Origin of the sequence: Stenotrophomonas sp., assembly GCF_050737575.1 — a bacterium.
In the GTDB taxonomy this organism is placed as follows: Bacteria; Pseudomonadota; Gammaproteobacteria; order Xanthomonadales; family Xanthomonadaceae; genus Stenotrophomonas.
The window spans coordinates 348,744-366,672 of the sequence record NZ_JBOHXW010000003.1 but is presented as its reverse complement, the minus strand read 5'-3'; the positions used below and the strand labels follow the sequence as shown (position 1 = coordinate 366,672).

The 17,929-nt window shown below is 64.7% G+C and carries 17 protein-coding genes; 4 read left to right on the top strand and 13 right to left on the bottom strand.

Going from position 1 to position 17,929, the window contains the following annotated elements:
* Positions 1 to 19 precede the first annotated feature (19 nt).
* Positions 20 to 484, top strand: a complete 465-nt coding sequence (locus ACREP4_RS07785; RefSeq protein ID WP_431595759.1) for a DUF2059 domain-containing protein — start codon at positions 20 to 22, stop codon at positions 482 to 484.
* Between the two features lie 302 nt (positions 485 to 786).
* On the opposite strand, the gene ACREP4_RS07780 is transcribed toward ACREP4_RS07785, so the two are convergent.
* Genes ACREP4_RS07780 through ACREP4_RS07770 form a run of 3 tightly spaced genes read right to left on the bottom strand, consistent with a single transcriptional unit; the run spans position 787 to position 3,847 of the window.
* Positions 787 to 1,536: a pseudouridine synthase gene (locus tag ACREP4_RS07780; protein WP_431595758.1), complete on the bottom strand. Its 750-nt coding sequence runs from the start codon at positions 1,534 to 1,536 to the stop codon at positions 787 to 789.
* On the bottom strand, positions 1,533 to 3,200 hold the full coding sequence (gene ubiB / locus ACREP4_RS07775; RefSeq protein WP_431595604.1) for a ubiquinone biosynthesis regulatory protein kinase UbiB: 1,668 nt from the start codon (positions 3,198 to 3,200) through the stop codon (positions 1,533 to 1,535). Before ubiB ends, ACREP4_RS07780 begins: the two co-directional genes overlap by 4 nt.
* Entirely contained in the window at positions 3,197 to 3,847 is a 651-nt protein-coding gene (locus tag ACREP4_RS07770; RefSeq protein ID WP_431595603.1) for a ubiquinone biosynthesis accessory factor UbiJ, read from the bottom strand. Before ACREP4_RS07770 ends, ubiB begins: the two co-directional genes overlap by 4 nt.
* A 360-nt stretch (positions 3,848 to 4,207) precedes the next feature.
* On the opposite strand from ACREP4_RS07770, the gene ddlA reads away from it, so the two are divergent.
* Positions 4,208 to 5,308 carry a D-alanine--D-alanine ligase gene (gene ddlA, locus ACREP4_RS07765; protein WP_431595602.1) on the top strand — a complete coding sequence of 367 codons (1,101 nt, stop codon included), beginning with the start codon at positions 4,208 to 4,210 and terminating at the stop codon, positions 5,306 to 5,308.
* 89 nt (positions 5,309 to 5,397) lie between these two features.
* Here the strand turns inward: ddlA and ACREP4_RS07760 are convergent, their stop codons facing one another.
* The 4 genes from ACREP4_RS07760 to aroE all read right to left on the bottom strand — a co-directional run bounded on the left by ACREP4_RS07760 (position 5,398) and on the right by aroE (position 9,308).
* Positions 5,398 to 5,553 (bottom strand): DUF1328 domain-containing protein, encoded by a 156-nt coding sequence (locus tag ACREP4_RS07760; RefSeq protein WP_431595601.1) that lies wholly within the window; start codon positions 5,551 to 5,553, stop codon positions 5,398 to 5,400.
* Positions 5,554 to 5,919: 366 nt separating this feature from the next.
* Positions 5,920 to 8,019: an ATP-dependent DNA helicase DinG gene (gene dinG / locus ACREP4_RS07755; protein WP_431595600.1), complete on the bottom strand. Its 2,100-nt coding sequence runs from the start codon at positions 8,017 to 8,019 to the stop codon at positions 5,920 to 5,922.
* 75 nt (positions 8,020 to 8,094) lie between these two features.
* Complete coding sequence (locus ACREP4_RS07750) at positions 8,095 to 8,451, bottom strand: hypothetical protein (RefSeq protein WP_431595599.1); 357 nt, start codon at positions 8,449 to 8,451, stop codon at positions 8,095 to 8,097.
* Positions 8,452 to 8,459: 8 nt separating this feature from the next.
* Positions 8,460 to 9,308, bottom strand: a complete 849-nt coding sequence (aroE, locus tag ACREP4_RS07745) for a shikimate dehydrogenase (protein WP_431595598.1) — start codon at positions 9,306 to 9,308, stop codon at positions 8,460 to 8,462.
* Between the two features lie 54 nt (positions 9,309 to 9,362).
* On the opposite strand from aroE, the gene ACREP4_RS07740 reads away from it, so the two are divergent.
* Complete coding sequence (locus tag ACREP4_RS07740) at positions 9,363 to 10,235, top strand: TolB family protein (protein WP_431595597.1); 873 nt, start codon at positions 9,363 to 9,365, stop codon at positions 10,233 to 10,235.
* Positions 10,236 to 10,436: 201 nt separating this feature from the next.
* Here the strand turns inward: ACREP4_RS07740 and ACREP4_RS07735 are convergent, their stop codons facing one another.
* From ACREP4_RS07735 to ACREP4_RS07720, 4 genes are all read right to left on the bottom strand, one after another.
* Positions 10,437 to 10,712, bottom strand: coding sequence for an SHOCT domain-containing protein (locus ACREP4_RS07735; protein ID WP_431595596.1), 276 nt, complete (start codon positions 10,710 to 10,712; stop codon positions 10,437 to 10,439).
* Between the two features lies 1 nt (position 10,713).
* Entirely contained in the window at positions 10,714 to 11,703 is a 990-nt protein-coding gene (gene hemB, locus ACREP4_RS07730) for a porphobilinogen synthase (RefSeq protein ID WP_431595595.1), read from the bottom strand.
* A gap of 29 nt (positions 11,704 to 11,732) precedes the next feature.
* On the bottom strand, positions 11,733 to 12,647 hold the full coding sequence (locus ACREP4_RS07725) for a bestrophin family protein (RefSeq protein WP_431595594.1): 915 nt from the start codon (positions 12,645 to 12,647) through the stop codon (positions 11,733 to 11,735).
* Positions 12,648 to 12,753: 106 nt separating this feature from the next.
* On the bottom strand, positions 12,754 to 13,002 hold the full coding sequence (locus tag ACREP4_RS07720) for a hypothetical protein (RefSeq protein WP_431595593.1): 249 nt from the start codon (positions 13,000 to 13,002) through the stop codon (positions 12,754 to 12,756).
* A gap of 140 nt (positions 13,003 to 13,142) precedes the next feature.
* On the opposite strand from ACREP4_RS07720, the gene ACREP4_RS07715 reads away from it, so the two are divergent.
* Positions 13,143 to 13,565 (top strand): hypothetical protein, encoded by a 423-nt coding sequence (locus ACREP4_RS07715; protein ID WP_431595592.1) that lies wholly within the window; start codon positions 13,143 to 13,145, stop codon positions 13,563 to 13,565.
* 89 nt (positions 13,566 to 13,654) lie between these two features.
* Here ACREP4_RS07715 and ACREP4_RS07710 read toward each other — a convergent pair whose 3' ends face one another.
* Both ACREP4_RS07710 and ACREP4_RS07705 read right to left on the bottom strand, forming a co-directional pair.
* A complete protein-coding gene (locus ACREP4_RS07710; protein ID WP_431595591.1) occupies positions 13,655 to 15,448 on the bottom strand; it encodes a DUF885 domain-containing protein in 1,794 nt (597 codons plus the stop codon).
* 223 nt (positions 15,449 to 15,671) lie between these two features.
* The gene (locus tag ACREP4_RS07705) at positions 15,672 to 17,897 is read right to left on the bottom strand and encodes a S9 family peptidase (RefSeq protein ID WP_431595590.1); all 2,226 of its coding nucleotides are present in this window, start codon (positions 17,895 to 17,897) and stop codon (positions 15,672 to 15,674) included.
* Between the last annotated feature and the right edge of the window lie 32 nt (positions 17,898 to 17,929).

Below are 17,929 nucleotides of genomic sequence, written 5' to 3'. Positions count from 1 at the left end.
GCTGCTGGTTGCCGCCCTGATGGTCGGCAACATTGCGCTGGCCGCTGCCAGCCCCCCCTCGGACAGCGACATCAATCGCCTGCTCGCCGCCTCGCGCGCGCAGAGCATGCTGGACGCGATGCTGCCGCAGATGGAAGCCATGCAGGCCCAGCAGTTCGCGCAACTCACCCAGGAAAAATCCTTCACGCCGGAGCAGAAACAGCGCCTGCAACGCATCCAGCAACGCACCTCGCAGACCCTGCGCGAAGCCCTGTCGTGGTCGCAGCTGCGGCCGATGTATGTGGACCTGTACAAGCAGTCGTTCTCGAAAGAAGACGTGCTGGCGATGGCCGAGTTCTACGAGAGCAGCGCCGGACAGAGCCTGCTCGACAAGACCCCCGCACTGATGCAGAACCTGATGGTGGCGATCCAGCAGAAGATGAATCCCCTGCTGGCCAGCCTGCAGAAGGACCTGGAAGCGATCGTCGCGGAAGAGAAGAAGTAAAGGGCTGCTGGCCGCTGATGTGCTGCACGTTTCGGGTGTTTGGCGATAGCCAGTCCGAAAGCTACCCCTCCCTAGCCCTCCCCTTGCCTACGCGAAAGGGAGGGGGCTGATCGAAGAGTCGAGGAGTCGCGCGGATGGCCGGCACGCTTCTACCCCCTCCCTTTCGCGCAGCGAAGGGGAGGGTTGGGAAGAGGGGCTTTCAAGCCCTTGGCAAACCGAGAAAAGCTCAGCAGAAACACCGAGCGCAGGGAAGAGCAGCAGAGCCCTGCGCTCGCAACGCGCCACGCACGTCTCACTGCAGATCACTCCGCCGGGCTATCCCACGTCCAACCAAATAGTCCCATCGCCTTCTGGAATTCACGATCCAGCGGCGCACTCACTTCCACGCGCCCACCCGCATGCGGATGCGGGAAACCCAGCCGTTCGGCGTGCAGCAACATGCGGTGCACGCCCTGCATGCGGAAGCTGCGGTTGTGACGCCCATCGCCGTGACTGGTATCGCCGATCAGGTGATGGAACAGATGCTTGAGGTGCCGCCGGATCTGCCGGAAACGCCCGGTCTGCGGCTGGCAACGCAGCAACGCATAACGCGAGGTCGGGAAGCCATTTGACGGGATCGCCAACTCGCCGGTCAGCAGTTTCTGGAAGTGGGTGATGGCCTGTTTCTTCACCGGCTTGCCGGGGCCGCCATCCAGGTCGTGATCGACGGTGAAGGCATCTTCGGCCGGCCAGCCGCGACAGATGGCGAGGTAATCCTTGCTCACCTCGCCGCCCATCAAGGCCTTGCCCAGTGCACTGGCGGTCTCGCGATCAAAGGCCAACAGCAGGCAACCGCTGGTGGCGCGATCCAAGCGGTGCACCAGGAAGATCGGCTTGCCCAGTTGCTCACGCAGGCGGTCGGCGAGGAAGTCATCTTCGCCGCGCGCCAACTTGCTGTCGTGGACCATCAAACCGGCCGGTTTGTTGACCACCGCCAACCACTGGTCCTGATACAACAACGGCAACGGCTCAAACACGACCTGCGCGACTTCGGTTTCCAGCACCTCGCTCATCGACGCAACCACGCCGATGCCAGTGCCAGCACGCCGACGCCACCGGTGATCCATGACCACAACGGCACCGACGCCAGCTGCGGCCCGCCGGCCTGCAGGCCGTACAGCAGCGCCGACACCACCACCAGGCCAACGCCGGTCACGGCGGTGATCACACGCCGCTGCATGCGCTGCAAGGTTTCGTTGAGGCTGACGATGTCCTGCGAGCGCATCGCCAGTTCGTGTTTGCCTTCCACCTGCTGACGCAGCCAGTTGTGCAGCAGCGCCGGCATGTCCGGTGCCTTGGTCATGATTTCCGGCAGGCGCTTGCCCAGTTCCTTCAGCGCGCGACGCGGGCTGTACCGCTCGCGCAGGATGCGTTCGAGCACTGGCTTGGCGACCGCCCAGATATCCAGCTGCGGATCGAGCTGACGGCCCACGCCTTCAATGTTGAGCAGCGTCTTCTGCAGCAGGATCAACTGCGGCTGCAGTGTCAGCTGGTAACGCTGTGCGGTGCGGAACAATTTCATCAGCACTTCGGCCAGCGAAATCTGCGACAACGGACGGGTGAAATACGGCTCGCACACCGCGCGTACCGCCGCCTCCAGCTCATCAATGCGCACCGTATTCGGCATCCACTGCGCCTGCAGGTGCAGTTCGGCAATGCGACGGTAATCGCGGTTGAAGATGGCCATGAAGTTCTCGGCGAGGTAGTACTGATCCTCTTCCGACAACTGGCCCATGATGCCGAAGTCCAGCGCGATGAAGCGCGGGTTGTCGCGACGGGTCGGATCGATATCCACCCAGATGTTGCCGGCATGCGCATCGGCGTGGAAGAAGTTGTCTCGGAACACCTGCGTGTAGAACACGCGCACGCCCTTGGCCGCCAGCGCCTTGCGATCGATGCCGGCCTTGTCCAGCGCAGCGATGTCGTCAGACGGAATGCCCCACACGCGCTCCAGCGTCAACGCGCGTTCGGCGGTATGGCTCCAGATCACTTCCGGCACGTACAGGTCGTCGGAGTTCTCCCAGAACCGGCGCAGCACGCTGGCATTGGCGCCTTCGCGCTGCAGGTCCAGCTCGGCGGCCAGCGTGGTTTCGATCTCAGCGACGACTTCGCGCGGGCGGATTTTGTCGGCACGCGGATGGGTACGTTCCACCAGCGCGGCCAGGGATTTCAGCAGCGCGATGTCGCCGTCGATCTGCTTTTCGATATCCGGGCGCAGCACCTTGACCACCACCTGGCGACCATCGTCCAACGTCGCGGCATGCACCTGCGCGATGGACGCCGAGGCCAGCGGCGCGGTGTCGAAGCTGGCGAAGGCTTCTGTGATCGGCAAGCCCAGCGTCTGCTCGACGATGCGTAGCGCCTGCTCGCCATCGAACGGCTTGACCCGGTCCTGCAGCAAGGTCAGTTCAGCAGCGACATCCGGCGGCACCAGATCGCGGCGGGTGGAGAGAATCTGCCCGAACTTGACGAAGATCGGCCCCAACTCCTGCAGCGCCAACCGCAGCCGCGCACCGCGCGATTGCGAGGCGATATCGGCGCTGGCACGCGGCACGAAGGGCTTGGCCACACGCAGCCAACGTCCGACGGGCGTGCCGTCGAGCAGGTCATCCAGCCGATAACGCAGCATCACCCGGCCGATACGGCTGGCGCGGAACATGGCGCGGGTCGCCTTCATGCCACGCCTCCCATGCGCTGACGCAGGCGCGCGATGCGCACACCCAGGCGTTCGACATCATCGCGAATCACATCCACGTCATCGTGGAACGCATCCAGCTCGCCACGCGCCACCACATCACGCGATTCCTCGGTGACGTATTCGGCCGCGCTTTCCGCCAGATCCTTCGCGCTGCGACTGGCCTGGGCCAGCGCCGAACGCAGGGTCTGCGCGACCTGCACGCCCAGCACGTCACCAAACACCTTGACGAAGGGCTGCTGCCAATCGGGGTCGAAACGACTGGCCAGCTGCTGCAGTCGGCGCGCCAGCTCGGCATCGCCGGAGACCTTCACCCGGCCCGCCGGTGCCGACGCATTACGCCGTGCGTTGGCCATGAACGGCAACTGCGCCAGCACGCCGCCCAGGGTGCTGCGCACGGCGAGGTCCGGTTCCAGCGACGAATCGACCGGGCCGACCGTCAGGCGCTGACCCTCGACGCCGATCTGCATCGCCAGTGACGGCGACTCCAGCGTCAGCGCGATGCGCTGGCCGTCGAGCGAGGCCAATGCGGTGCGGGTGTCCGGATCCAGTGCCAGCGCACGGTTGAGCGCAATTTCCAGCGCACGCCCGGCCAGCGGCTTGATGACATTGAAGGGGGAAGAAGACATGCCGGGCATTCTACCGAAGCGGGGGTCTTGAGGCGGGGAGCGGGGATTGGGGAGCGGGGAATGAGAGGTTCTGTGTGATTGATGCGTCGCGCGCCCGGCTCACAACATGAAAGGCTCGGTGGTCAGTCTTCAGCCCGAACGTGATCACGCACCACCCGCTCTCATCAGCAATTCAATCCCTGCTCCCCATTCCCCGCTCCCCGCCCTTCACCAACTCGTTCCCCGCTCCCCATTCCCATTCCCTGCTCCCCGCCCTTCACCTGATTCACTCCCCATTCCCGCTTCCCTGTTCCCCGCTCCCGAACAACCGTTCATGCTATGCCCACCCACTTCAATGCAATCGTCAGGAGCACACAGGCAATGAGCAAGACCCGGGTTGGCATCATCTTCGGCGGTCGTTCGGCCGAGCACGAGGTCTCGCTGCAGTCGGCGAAGAACATCCTCGACGCGCTGGACAAGAACCGGTTCGACGTCAGCCTGATCGGCATCGACAAGCTCGGCCTGTGGCACCTGTGCGACCCGACCAGCTTCCTGCTCAATGCCGACGACCCCAAGCGCATCGCACTCAACACGGCCGGCCCGGTGCTATCGGTGATTCCCGGTGCCGAGCGCGGCCAGCTCGTCGCCGCCGACGGCCAGGCGCTGCCGCAGATCGACGTGGTGTTCCCGATCGTGCACGGCACGCTGGGCGAAGACGGCACCCTGCAAGGCCTGCTGCGCACGCTGAACCTGCCCTTCGCCGGCCCCGGCGTGCTCGGCGCCGCCGCCGCGATGGACAAGGACGTGGCCAAGCGCCTGCTGCGCGATGCCGGCCTGGCGGTCGCGCCGTTTGTCTGTCTCACCCGCATCAGCGCGGCCCGCACCGGCTACGACGCACTGGTCGCCGAACTGGGTTCGCCGCTGTTCGTGAAGCCGGCCAACCAAGGCTCGTCGGTCGGCGTGAGCAAGGTGCGCAACGCGGCCGAGTACGACACCGCGATGGCGCTGGCCTTGTCGTTCGACCACAAGGTGCTGGTGGAATCGGCCATCAGCGGCCGCGAGATCGAATGCGCGGTGCTGGGCAACGAACTCCCCGAAGCCAGCCTCTGCGGTGAGGTCGTGGTGCATGACGACTTCTACGCCTACGACACCAAGTACATCAGCGCCAACGGCGCCGAGACGGTAATCCCGGCCGACATTGCCGCCGATGCACAGGAGCGCATCCGCGAGATCGCCCTGCGGGCCTACCAGGCGCTGGATTGCATCGGCATGGCGCGCGTCGACGTGTTCCTCACCCGCGCTGGCGACGTGGTGATCAACGAATTGAACACCCTGCCCGGCTTCACCAAGATCAGCATGTATCCCAAGCTGTGGGGCGCCACCGGTCTGGATTACACCTCGCTGATCACCCGCCTGATCGAACTGGCGCTGGAACGCCACGCTGCCGACAAGGCACTGCGCAGCTCCATCACCTCGGCCTGATCAGCGCCGCAGGAACAAACAAAGGCCCGCCCCGGCATCCGGGGCAGGCCTTTGCGTTGCGGACATTGCTCGCCAATGAATCGCGCGGTCTAGCCTTTCTTGCGGAACATCGAGATCACCGCAAGGACCAGGAACACCACGAACAGGATCCAGGCAATGTTGCTCGCCGCGCCGGCAATACCGCTGAAACCCAGCACGGCGGCAATGATGGCGATGACGAAGAAGACGACGGCGTAATGCAGCATGGCAACCCCTCACATGATTGGTATCACGGGGTCAGTCTGACTGTGGGTGTATCAGCTAAAGGTGATGAACTGTGAAGACGGCATGTTCATCCGCTGATAGTGCGACAGTTGCGGCGCTGCTTGCCGATCAGGCCTTCCCCGGCAAGCAGGAGAGGCAATGGACTCCATCAGCCCTGCCATTGTTGGCGCTGCAGCACTTCTCCAGCGTTGAAGCCCCTCTCCCCTTGCGGGACGAAGAGGATCGTTTGCGAACCATTGGTTCGCGGTCCGATGAGTGCCCTTGCGTCAACGCAAGGGCCGGGGCGCGGAGCGGGGGTTGGGGAGAGGGGAAGAGGCGCAGCCTCCTCCAATCAATCATTCAGACAATTACCCAATCACCCGCTTGAACGGCGGCAGCGAATCAATGATCCGCTTGCCATAACGCCGCGTCAGCAGGCGCGAGTCCAGAATGATTACGCGCCCGGTGTCCGTCGACGTACGAATCAACCGCCCCGAAAACTGCGTCAGCGTGCGCAGTGCATGCGGAATGGCGATCAGGTTGAACGAATTCAAACCGCGGCTCTCAAACCACTCGCTCAAAGTCGATGTCTGCGGGTCGGTCGGCACCGCGAACGGCACCTGGGTGATGACCACCGTGGTGCAGGCTTCGCCCGGCAGATCCAAACCTTCGCCGAAGGAGTTGAGCCCGAACAACACCGAGCCCTCACCGGCCGCTGTGCGCTTGAGGTGTTCGTCGATCATCCGCTGTTTGGCTGTTTCGCCCTGCACCAGCACCTTCTTGCGAAAGGTGGCCGGCATCAGTTCGGCCACTTTTTCCATCTTCCAGCGCGAGGTGAACAGCACGATGCTGCCCTTCTCCCAATCCAGCTCGGCCGCCAGGTACTTGGCCACTTCCTTGGGATGACGTTCGCGGTCGTCCGGCGTCACCGGAAACTGCGGGACGATCAATTCGGCCTGGTTCGGCAGATCGAACGGCGAGGCAAGCGACACCATTTCCGCGTCTTCGGGAATGCCGTTGTCGATGGCCAGCGATTGGAAATCACCGCCGCCAGTGAGCGTGGCCGAGGTCATCACCACCGAGTTCACTTCGTCCCACAGCAGCTTGCGCAACACCATCGCCGCCGACACCGGCGAGCAATGCAGGATGTAGTCGCCTTCGCGCGACAAGGTCACCCAGCGCGCGATCGGCGGCTGGCCTTCCTTGTCCTCGCGCCGCCAGCCAGCCCACAGGTTGTACTGCTGCTCGATCATTTCCAGCGCCATGCCCAGGTTGCGCTGCAGACGTTCATGGCCGGCGTCTTCCGGCTTGCCCTTGGCCACCAGCGACGTTGCCGCCGTCGCCCAGTTGAGCAGGCTGCGCGTTTCATCAGCCAGCACTTCGATGGGCTGTTTCCACGCTTCGGGCAGGCGACCGTTGGCGGCGCGCCACATCGGCTCGCGATCATCCGGTTGCGGAATCCACACGTTGGCAATGTCGTCGCGAAAACTCTTGAGCAGCTTGCTCACGCGCGATGCCACGTCGATGGCTTCGTTCGGCAACAGGTTGCCGATCTTGTCCTTGTCCACCGCGCGATACGCACCGGCGATCAGAATCTGCAGACGACCGGTGCGCTTGGCCATGTCGTCCAGCGGCAGGTTGGCCGCGCCCTGGTCGATGGCGACATTGCCGATGTGGTGGCCTTCGTCCAGCACCAGCAGCATGTCCCCGGGCGGTGCGATCAACGGCTGGCCGCTGTCGCTCTCGCCGATGGACAGCGCCGACAACAGCAAGGCGTGATTGGTCACCACGATCTGCGCATCACGCACTTCGGTGCGCGCGCGCAGCACCGGGCATTGCGCCGAATACGCGCAGCGGCGGCCCGCACAGGCCGAAGCCGGCGTGGTGATGCGCATGCGCAGCGTGGTCGACACGGTTTCCGGGGCGTTGTCGAGGTCGCCGTTCCAGCGGCCTTCGATGAAGGCCTTGCTCAGCTTCTCGGCCACGTCCATTTCAATCGGTGCCAATGGCCGGTCGTAGAGCTGCACGTCGTCGCCGAACATGCCCTCCTGCGCGCCCTCGCCCTGCGCTTCGGCGGCATTGCGCGTGCACAGGTAGCGGGTGCGGCCCTTGGCCAAAGCCACCGTGGCCTGCAAGCCAGTGGACTTGAGGAAGTTGGGAATGTCGCGTTCGACCAGCTGCGACTGCAGCGCCACCGTGCCGGTGCTGATGACCAGCTTCTTCTTGCTGGCCAACGCAATCGGCACGCCAGCGGTGAGGTAACCCAGGCTCTTGCCGACGCCGGTGGGCGCCTCCACCACGCCGACGCCGCCGGTGGCCAGCGCGCGCGACACCACGCCGATCATCTGGCTCTGCGAGCGGCGCGTACTGAAGCCCGGCGTATTGGCCTGCAGCTTGGCGTAAGCGTCGCGGATGCCGGCCTTCAGTTCCTCGGTCAACGTCCGCGGTGCTTCTACTTTTTCACTCACGCCAATCTGCCACCTGCTCCCATCAAGGCCGGCATTTTCCCATACCCGCCCGCATTCACCGAATGCGCTGGTGGCTCAGGGTTTTCCGGGCGGCAACGGCCGCCGCAAGGCCTGCACCAGTGCCCAAGCCAGCAGGAGGTAGCCGACCGCTTCCAGCAACGACAACACCAGGTGGGACACGCTCAACAGCGTATTCATCATGCCCACCGCCTGGAAATTGCCGGCTGCGATGAGCAGCAGCGGCAAGGCGCTCAGCACGCCACCGACCAGCGCGGCGACCAGCAACAACGCCAGCCCCCACAGCGCCACGCCGCGTACTTTGCCGCGTGGGGTGTCGAGCACCATCACCAAGGCGATGCCCAGCGCGATCAGGATGGGCAGGCGATAACCGACGGAAACCAGCAGCGTGCTCAGCAACTCGGAAGGATCCATGCTCGGCCTCAGTCCGCAGTGACCAGCAGCGCGTCACGACCGCGCAGCTCGGCGTAGATGGCGTCGGTTTCCGGGCGCATGCCGTGCCATTGCTGGAAGCTCTCGGCGGCTTGTTCAACCAGCATGCCCAGCCCGTCAAAACTGTTGCGGCAACCGGCCGCACGCGCCCAGGCCAGGAACGGGATTGCCGCCTCGCCGTAATTCAGGTCCACCGCCGTGGTCATGCTGTTGACCAGCGACAGTGGCAGGTTGAAGCCGGTGGCGTCACCACGCGCGGCCGAGGTGGCGTTGATGATCAATTCAAAGTCGCCCTGCTCGCGCAGCGCGTCCCAGTACGCGGAGATGGCGCGGCCCGGTTCGCTCATTGCATCGACCAGCGCATCGGCGCGTTCAGGCGAGCGGTTGACCACGATCAGTTCCAGGATGCCGGCATCCAGCAAGGCCGGGGCCACACCGCGCGCGGCACCGCCAGCGCCCAGCAACAGTACGCGGCGGCCACGCAGGTCCAACCCATGCCGACCGGTGAGGTCGCGCACCAGGCCGATGCCGTCGGTGTTGTCGCCATGCCAGCGTTCGCCCTTGCGCAGCAGCGTGTTGACCGCGCCGGCGCGGTGCGCACGCGAGGTGGTTGTCGTACACAGCGCAAACGCGGCTTCCTTGTGCGGCAAGGTCACGTTGGCACCCACGCCACCGTCGGCCGCAAAAGCCTCCAATGCGGTCAGGAATCCTTCCGGTGACGCCTCGATGGCGCGGTAATCCACCGTGATGCCATGCGCCTTGCCGAACGCGGCCTGGATGCGCGGCGACTGCGAATGGGCGATGGGCTGACCGAATACAGCGTAGCGGGGAGCGCTCATGGGGATCCTTTGCGATGACCTAGACTGGACGCGACTCTTGCCTGCGGAACCCAGATGCGGACCCGACCACTGCTGCTCGCGCTGACTGCGAGTCTACTCTTTACCCCGGCAGCCTCGGCGCTTTCAGAATTCGGCATTGAAGGCATGGGCATGGTTTCCACCCGCGCCGATGAGCTGCGCGCCACGATCAGCGCCGACGGCCAGCGCATCTTCTGGGCCAGCAACCGTGACGGCGGCGCCGGCGGCTGGGACCTGTGGCAGGCCACCTTGCAGGACAAGCGCTGGATGGACCCACAGCCACTGGCGCTCAACAGCGCGGCCGATGAGGTCGATCCGTTCCTGAGCAGCGATGGCCGTTGGCTGTACTTCGCTTCCAACCGCAACGGCGGGCGCGGCGGCTTTGATCTGTACCGCGCCCCGGTAGCTGCCAATGGCGACATCGGCGCGCCGCAGCCGTTGGATGCCGCCATCAACCGCCGGCAGGACGAACGCGCACCGGCCCTGGCCGACGACGGCCGCCTGCTGTTTTCCAGCAACCGCAATGGCGGTGCGGGCGGCTGGGACTTGTGGGTTGCCGCACAGGACGGCGATGGTTTCGCCGCGCCCACGCCATTGGACGGCATCAACAGCAACGCCGATGAAGTGGACGGCAGTTGGCTGGGCGGCGGCCGCGCCGTGGTGTTTGCGCGCAGCAATGCGCAAGGCGGCACACAGGTGTGGGTGTCGCAGTGCAGGCAGCAGCGATGGAGCGAGGCTGCACTGTTGTCGCTGTCGTTCAATACCGCAGAGAGCCAGACACGCGGCGCATTGATTGATGCCAACAAGCCCGGCGAAATGGTGGTCAGCGGCAGCGCACGCGCACCGCGCGCCGGCGGATTGGATCTGTACCGGATGAAGGCGCCGACGGTGGACAGCGACTGTCGTTGAGTTGGAGTGGGCTTCTGGTCGCCTGGATCAAAAGCTACCCCTCCCCCGCCCTCCTCTTGCTGGCGAAAATAGCGGGGGTAAACGCCGCTTCCGCTGCGATCTGACCGATGGCGCAGAACCACTCCTTCCCTTTGCATCAGCAAGGGGAAGGAGTGGGAGGGGTGCCGTTGGCCATTGCAGTTGCAATCACGCCAACAAAATTCACCGCCCCGCCAACACCTCACCACGCCGCTTTTCATAGTCGGCTTCGCTCATCTGGCCGCGCGCCTTCAGCTGGTTCAACTCGCGCAGCTTCGCCTCCACGTCCGGCTGCTGCGGCGTCTCACGTTGCAGGCGCTCGGCGGCCGAGTGCAGTTCCGGCGGGCGACGCGAGGCGCGCACGATGGCGGCGATCACGACGCCAATCAGCACTGCAAACAACAGCACGCCGAGCAGCCATACCGCCCAGTTGTAACCCTCAAGACCGGGAACATTCATCTCATGCCTCCTTCAACCAACGCGCGATCTGCGGCGCGTAATAGGTCAACACGCCATCAGCACCGGCACGCTTGAAACCGATCATCGTTTCCATCACGCACGCGCGCTCGTCCAGCCAACCGTTGGCCACCGCGGCCTTGAGCATCGCGTACTCGCCACTGACGTGATACGCAAAGGTCGGCACGCCGAACTCCTGTTTCACCCGGCGCACGATATCCAGGTACGGCATGCCCGGCTTGACCATGACCATGTCCGCGCCCTCTTCCAGATCCAGCGCGATCTCACGCATCGCCTCATCGCTGTTGGCCGGGTCCATCTGGTAGGTCTTCTTGTCGGCCTTGCCGAGGTTGCCGGAGCTGCCCACCGCATCGCGGAACGGGCCATAGAAGGCCGAAGCGTATTTGGCCGAGTACGCCATGATCCGCACGTTGATGTCACCGGCGGCGTCCAGCGCGGTGCGGATCGCACCGATGCGGCCGTCCATCATGTCCGACGGCGAGACGATGTCCACGCCAGCCTGCGCATGCGACAGCGATTGTTTGACCAACGCCTCCACCGTGATGTCGTTGAGCACGTAGCCGCGCTCATCGATGATGCCGTCCTGACCATGCGTGGTGTACGGGTCCAATGCCACGTCGGTCATCACGCCCAACTCGGGGAAGCGTGATTTCAGCGCGCGGATCGCCCGCTGCGCCAGGCCATCGGGATTCCATGCTTCGGCGGCATCCAGCGTCTTGCGTGACGGGTCGATCACCGGGAACAGATCGATCACCGGCACGCCCAGTTCCAGCGCCTGCTCGGCTTCACGCAGCAGCTCGTCGATGGACATGCGGTCCACACCCGGCATCGACCCCACCGGCGCGCGGCCGTCCAGTTCATGCACGAACACCGGCCAGATCAGATCGTTGCTGGTGAGCGTGTGTTCGCGCATCAAACGGCGCGAGAACTCGTCGTGGCGCATGCGACGCGGGCGGAAATGGGGATGGCCCATGGAAGACTCCTTGATTCAAAAAACAGTGGTCAGCGCAGCAGATAACCCTGCGGCTGTAATGGTTCGGGGAGCGGTTGGTGGCCCAGCGCATCCAGCACATCAATCTCGATGGTACGCACCAGCGCATCGAGCGGCAGGTCGTTGGGTTCCAGCCCGAACGGCTCTTCCATTTCTTCGCCCAACTGATCCAGGCCAAAGAAGGCATACGCCAACAACATCGACACCACCGGCGTCGCCCAGCCCAACGCACCGGCCAGGCCAAACGGCAGCAGCACGCAGAACAGCCATGCGCAGCGGTGCAGCAGCAAGGTGTAAGCAAATGGCAGCGGCGTGCCGGCAATGCGTTCGCAGGCGGCCTGCACGCTGGCCATGCCCTGCAGGCGCGTCTCGAACTGCCCGTACAGATAAGGATCCAACCGACCTTCGCGCAGCGGCACCGCCAGTTCGGCGGCCAATTGCGCGAGCAGACCGTCCGGAAGGTTGCGTCGTTCCAGCACGGCGCGTTGATCGTCGGCCAACCACGGCGCACTGACTGCCACCACGTCGGCACCGCGCAGACGCGCGGCCAATGCGTGGGCGAACGCGATCACCAGCCGCGAGGCACGCGTGCGCAGTTCGGGGTCGGCTGACAGCAAGGCGCCGGCCGCACGGGCAAAGCCGCGCGACTCGATCAGCAGCTGTCCCCACAACTTGCGGCCTTCCCACCAACGGTCGTGGCAAGCGCTGTTGCGGAAGCTCAGGAAGATCGACAGCACCAGGCCCAGCAGGGTGAACGGCACCACGGTGACGCCGTCACGGCCAAACGGATGCCAATAGCGCTCGAACGCCGCCACGGCCACTGCCAACGCGCCGATGGCCAGCACCTTGGGGGCGATGGCCGGCACGATGGAGCCGCGCAGGATGTACAGCAGCTGCCAGCCTTGGGGGCGGGGACGGATGATCATCAGGACGCAATCACGCCGGGCACCGGCCCGGCCAAGCGTCGCATTTTACGCCCCCCGCCCTTACAAGGCGGCCTTGCTCCCTAAATAGCCCCAGAGAACTCCGGCCTCAGATGAAGCCGCCGCCGATGCTCAGTCGGATTACCCCGACCACGATGACAATCGCATTGAGCAGCAATCCGGTCTTGGCCCGGCCACGCTTGCTGGCATGCGTGAACAGCAGGCCGATGGCGGCAATGATCGCGCCGATGGCTGCAAACGGGATCAAGAACCAATTACCCCAGCCCAGCAGCGGGATGAACGCCAGCACCATCCACAGCAGTGCCACAATGCCCCACACCAGACTGATCAACCCCATGGCTCTCTCCTTACATGACTGTGAGCAAGATAGCCCGGAAACGGGGGCTTTCAAGTGCCCCGGTAGCAAACTGTCATTCGCAACTGATTCACCGATGCGGGTGGATGATCCGCAAAGTGCCATCACCGGGGAGTGAAACCATGAAACTACTGTCTGCCCTCGCACTGGGCATTGTCCTGTCCACGGCCGGCTGCGCCAGCACCTCCAAGGTGATGTTGGGCCAGGCCCGCGCCCCCGTTGACCCGGCCAGCGTGCAGATCTATTCAACGCCGCCACCCGGCTCGGTGGAGATTGCGCAGCTGGAATCGTCCAGCGCAGTCGGCTTCGGCACCCAAGGCCAGACCGACGCCGCCATCGCCCGGCTCAAGCGCGAAGCCGCGGCATTGGGCGCCAATGGCGTGATCCTGATGGGCGTGGGCGCCGGCGGCTCGCCGGTCGGCATGTCGGTCGGCGCTGGCAGTTACGGCCGGCACAGCGCCGGCGGCTTGAGCGTCGGCATTCCCACCCAGCAGAAGCGCGCCGCCGGTGTGGCGATCTGGGTGCCGCAAGGCGCGGGCAGGTAAGCCAGCACAGCCGTTCGAGCAGGAATGCTGGGATTGCATCCCAGCCTGCCGGGGTCACGACAAAAGGGCGCCTTTCGGCGCCCTTTTGTTTACTTCCTGCGTTGCGCCGGAACAAACACTTCGTTGACCGCCTTGGCCAGCTGGTCTGGCGGCAGCAGGCCCTGGTCGAGCAGGAAGTTGTTGAACGCCAATCGGTCGAACTGGCTGCCCAGCGCCAGCTCGGTCTGCATGCGCAGTTCCATGATCCGCGTGTAGCCGTAGAAGTAGCTGCTGGCCTGACCCGGCGCACGCACGGTGTAGCGGTCCAGCTCCTGCGTGGTCATCGCCTCGGACAAACCCACACCGTCCACCAGCACGCGGTGCGCGCGCTCACGGTCGGTGAGGCCGAGGTTGAGCATGGGATCGAGCATTGCGCGTGCGGCACGCAGCAGGCGGAACTGCAGCGCGATCATCTGACCGTCCAGCGGCTCGAACGGCACCATCTCCGCTTCGGCATACAGTGCCCAGCCTTCGACGTTGACCGAGTTGAAGGCAAACAAGGTGCGGGCCAGCGAAATGCCGCGCTCAACCATCGCCGCGAACTGCAGGTCGTGGCCCGGACGGCCTTCATGCGCGCTCAGCGTCCATGCCGCCGAACCGAAATTGAAGTCGTCGTACTGGGCCTTTTCGCCCGACGCCGGGTTGCCCAGCGGCAGCACGAAGGTGCCCTGCTGGCCGGTGTTGCCCACCAGCGGCGCCGGCAGGTAATGCGGCGCGGGTGATGCGGCACTTTCGGCCTCACTGCCCAGGCGCATCTGCAACGGACGCTGCGGCACATCGACGATGCCCTGCTTGCGGATGATTGGATCGATGGCATCGATCACGCCGCGATAGTGCGACTCAAGATGATCGTTGCTGATCTTGTCTTGCTTCAGCGCGCGGATCACCGCGGCGTAATCGTTGGGATCAGCGACCTTCAATCCCTTGGCCTGCACGACCAGCGGTGCCAGCTGGCGCATCATCGCGCGGGTCTCCATGTACTCCAGCTGCGCACGCTGCATCAGCAGCGCCGGGTCGATGTCCACGCCCACTTCCTTGAGCTGGAAGGCATACAGCTCGGCCGGCAGGCGGGTATCGGTGCGCGCGTTCGGCAATACCTCCTTCTGCGTCCAGGCGATGTAGTCCTTCATCTGCGAGGACAGCTCGGCCAGCGAGGCGTCGGCGCCTTCGATCTTGTACTTGGCGAACAACTTGCCGATGCCGGCGATGTAGGTATCGACGTTGGCCAGTGCTTGGTCGACTTCGATCTTCGTCGGCTGCAGCAGGTTCGGCGTGCCGCGCTTTTCTTCGTAACGCTGACGCGCCAGCGTAGCCATCGACTGCGTGCCCGGCGCCTGACCGAGGTAGGCCTTGAGCCGATCCAGTGCCTTGGCCCGACGCGCTTCCGGCACCTGGTCGGAGAGCAGGTTGTTGAGGCCACTGAACACGGTTTGCGGCACATCCAGCCACGGCATCAGGTGCTGCTCGTTGAGCGTGCTGCCTTCGATGCTGCGCTCGGCGGCGGCGATCATGATTTCCAGATCCTGGCGCACGTTCGGGTCGCGTTCGAGCTGCAGCTTTTCACGCAGCTGGTCGCGCGCCTTGCTCAAGGCGGCGCGGTAACGACCGGTGTACTCCGGGCCGAGGTCTGCAACCTTGTCGTCGTAGCCCGGCACACCGAAGAAGCTCGCCATTTCCGGTTGGAACGGCGCCTGTGCCTGCAGCAGGATCTGCGCCAGTTCATTGCTGTGGGCAACCCAGCTTGGCGCGGCGGGCGCGGTCTTGCTGGCGGGCCCAGCAGCGACTGCAGTCAACGGCAACGGCGCGGCCAGCGCGAGGACAATGGCGAGGACGAGAGGTTTCATGCGCGGCTCCTGAAGTCAGTGCCGTGACCCTACGCAGTCCGCCTTGGTGCGACAAGGGCCATTGGCATTGATGGTTGCCTGCGTTTGTTTGTGGGCGAACAGCGCCCTCATCCGGTGCTTCGCACCCCCTTCTCCCGTCAACGGGAGAAGGGATGTAGCTCTGCTCACTGGATGCAGCTCGGCCCCTGAGCTGGCGCCGCCATGCAGCGGGATATCCGACCGATCAAGGCTTCAAACAACGACCCAGGAAGTTCTCGGCAATGCGGTAACGGTGCAGCGCGTTGGCACCGGACAAGCCGTGCTTGGCGCCGGGGTAGGTCATCAACTCGAACGGCTGGCCGCGTTTCTGCAGGGCGCTCATCAGGCTGGTGGAATTGCTGAAGAGCACGTTGTCATCGGCCATGCCGTGGATCAGCAGCAGCGGCGAGGTCAGGCCATCCACATGGGTGAGCACGCGGCCTTCGGTATAACCGGCCACGTTGGCCGCCGGCAGGTTCATGTAACGCTCGGTGTAGTGCGTGTCATACAGGCCCCAATCGGTGACCGGTGCGCCGGCCACGCCGCAGGCGTACTGGTCCGATGCCTTGGCCAGCAGCATCAACGTCATGTAGCCGCCGTTGGACCAGCCCTGCACGCCGATGCGCTTGCCATCCACCCACGGCTGCGACTTCAGCCATTCCACGCCCTTGAGCTGGTCGGCCACTTCCACCGTGCCCTGCACGCCATACAGCGCGCCACCAAAATCACGGCCGCGACGCGGCGTGCCACGGTTGTCCAGCGAGAACACCACATACCCCTGCTGCGCCAGGTATTGGTTGAACAGGTGATCGCCACGGCCGGGCCAGCTGTCGGTCACGGTCTGCGATGCCGGGCCGCCGTACACATACACGGCTACCGGGTACTGCTTGCCCGGATCGAAACCTTCCGGCTTGACCAGGCTGTAGTTCAGTTCGGTCTTGCCATCGGCGGCGGTCAGCGTGCCGTATTCGACCGGGCGCTGTGCATCGAGGTACTTCGCGTACGGATGCTTGGGATCGGCCAGATTGTTGTCCAGCAACGTGGCGATCTTTTCACCATTGGCGCGGTACAGCTCGATCTGCGGCGGCGTGGTGTGGTTGGACCAGCTGTCCACGTAGACGCTGGCGTTGTTGGCGAACGCGGCGCTGTGCATGCCGGCGCTGTGCGAGAGCTTCTTCAACGCGCCGCCCGCCAGCGGCACCGCATAGATTTCGCTGCGCAGCGGGGATTCCACACCGGCGCGGAAATACGCCGTACCCGCGGCTTCATCCACGGCCAGCAGTTCGTCCACCGGCCAGTTGCCGGAGGTCAACGCGGTGAGTTGCGTGCCGTCGGCGCTGGCCAGGTACAGGTGCTCGAAACCACTGCGCTCGGACGACCACACAAAGCGCCCGTCCTTGAGGAAACGCAGGCTGTTGTGCAGCGGCACCCAGGTCTTGCTGGTTTCAGTGACCAGCGTGCGTTGCTTGCCATCGACCAGGTTGGCTTCGATCAACGCCAGCTGTTTCTGGTCGCGACTCTGACGCTGGAAGGTGAGGTGTTGCGGGTCGCGCCAGGTGACGCGGGCCAGGTAGATGTCCTGCTCCTTGCCCAGATCCACCCAACGCGGCGCAGCGCCAGCACGCGGGGCGACCACGCCCAGCGTGACCAGCACGTTGCGATCACCGGCAGCCGGGTAACGCTGTTCGATCATCTCCACGCGGTCGGCGTACATTTCGTAGCGCTTCTGCACCGGCACCGGCGATTCGTCGATGCGGGCAAAGGCAATGGCCGAGTCATCCGGTGCCCACCAGTAGCCGGTGTGGCGGTCCATTTCCTCGTCGGCGACAAACTCGGCCACGCCATTGCCAATGACCGCGCTGCCGTCGGTGGTCAGCTGCAGCTGCTTGCCGCTGGCCAGGTCGATCACCCACAGATTGCGCTCGCGCACGAAGCTGACGAAGCCGCCGTTGGGCGAGAGCTTGGCGTCGGTGGTGAAACCTTCGCCGTGCGTGAGCTGGCGCACCGCATCGCGGCCCTGCTTGCCCAGGTCGTACAGATACAGCTCGCCGCCCAGCGGGAACAGCAGCGTCTTGCCGTCAGGCGACCACTGGTAATCGACAATGCCGCTGAAGGCGGCGATGCGCTGCCGCTCGCGGCGCGCCTTTTCGGCATCGCTCAGGGTCTCGGTGCCGGGCAGCACCACTTTGGAATCGACCAGCAGCCTGGTCTGGCCGCTGGCGATGTTGTATTCCCACAGGTCCAGCTGGTTGCGGTCGCTGTCCTTGCCGCGCAGGAAGGTCACGCGCGAGCCATCCGGCGCGACCTTGGGCTTCATCAGCGTGGGGCCGGACAGCGGCGCACTGCCGGTGATGGCTTCGAGGGTGAGTTTCTCAGCGTGGACGGCGGGCGTGGCGAGCATCAGGGCAAGGGCAATGAACAAGGGGCGCATGGAGTTCCTGTCGAGGACAGCACGGATCGGGG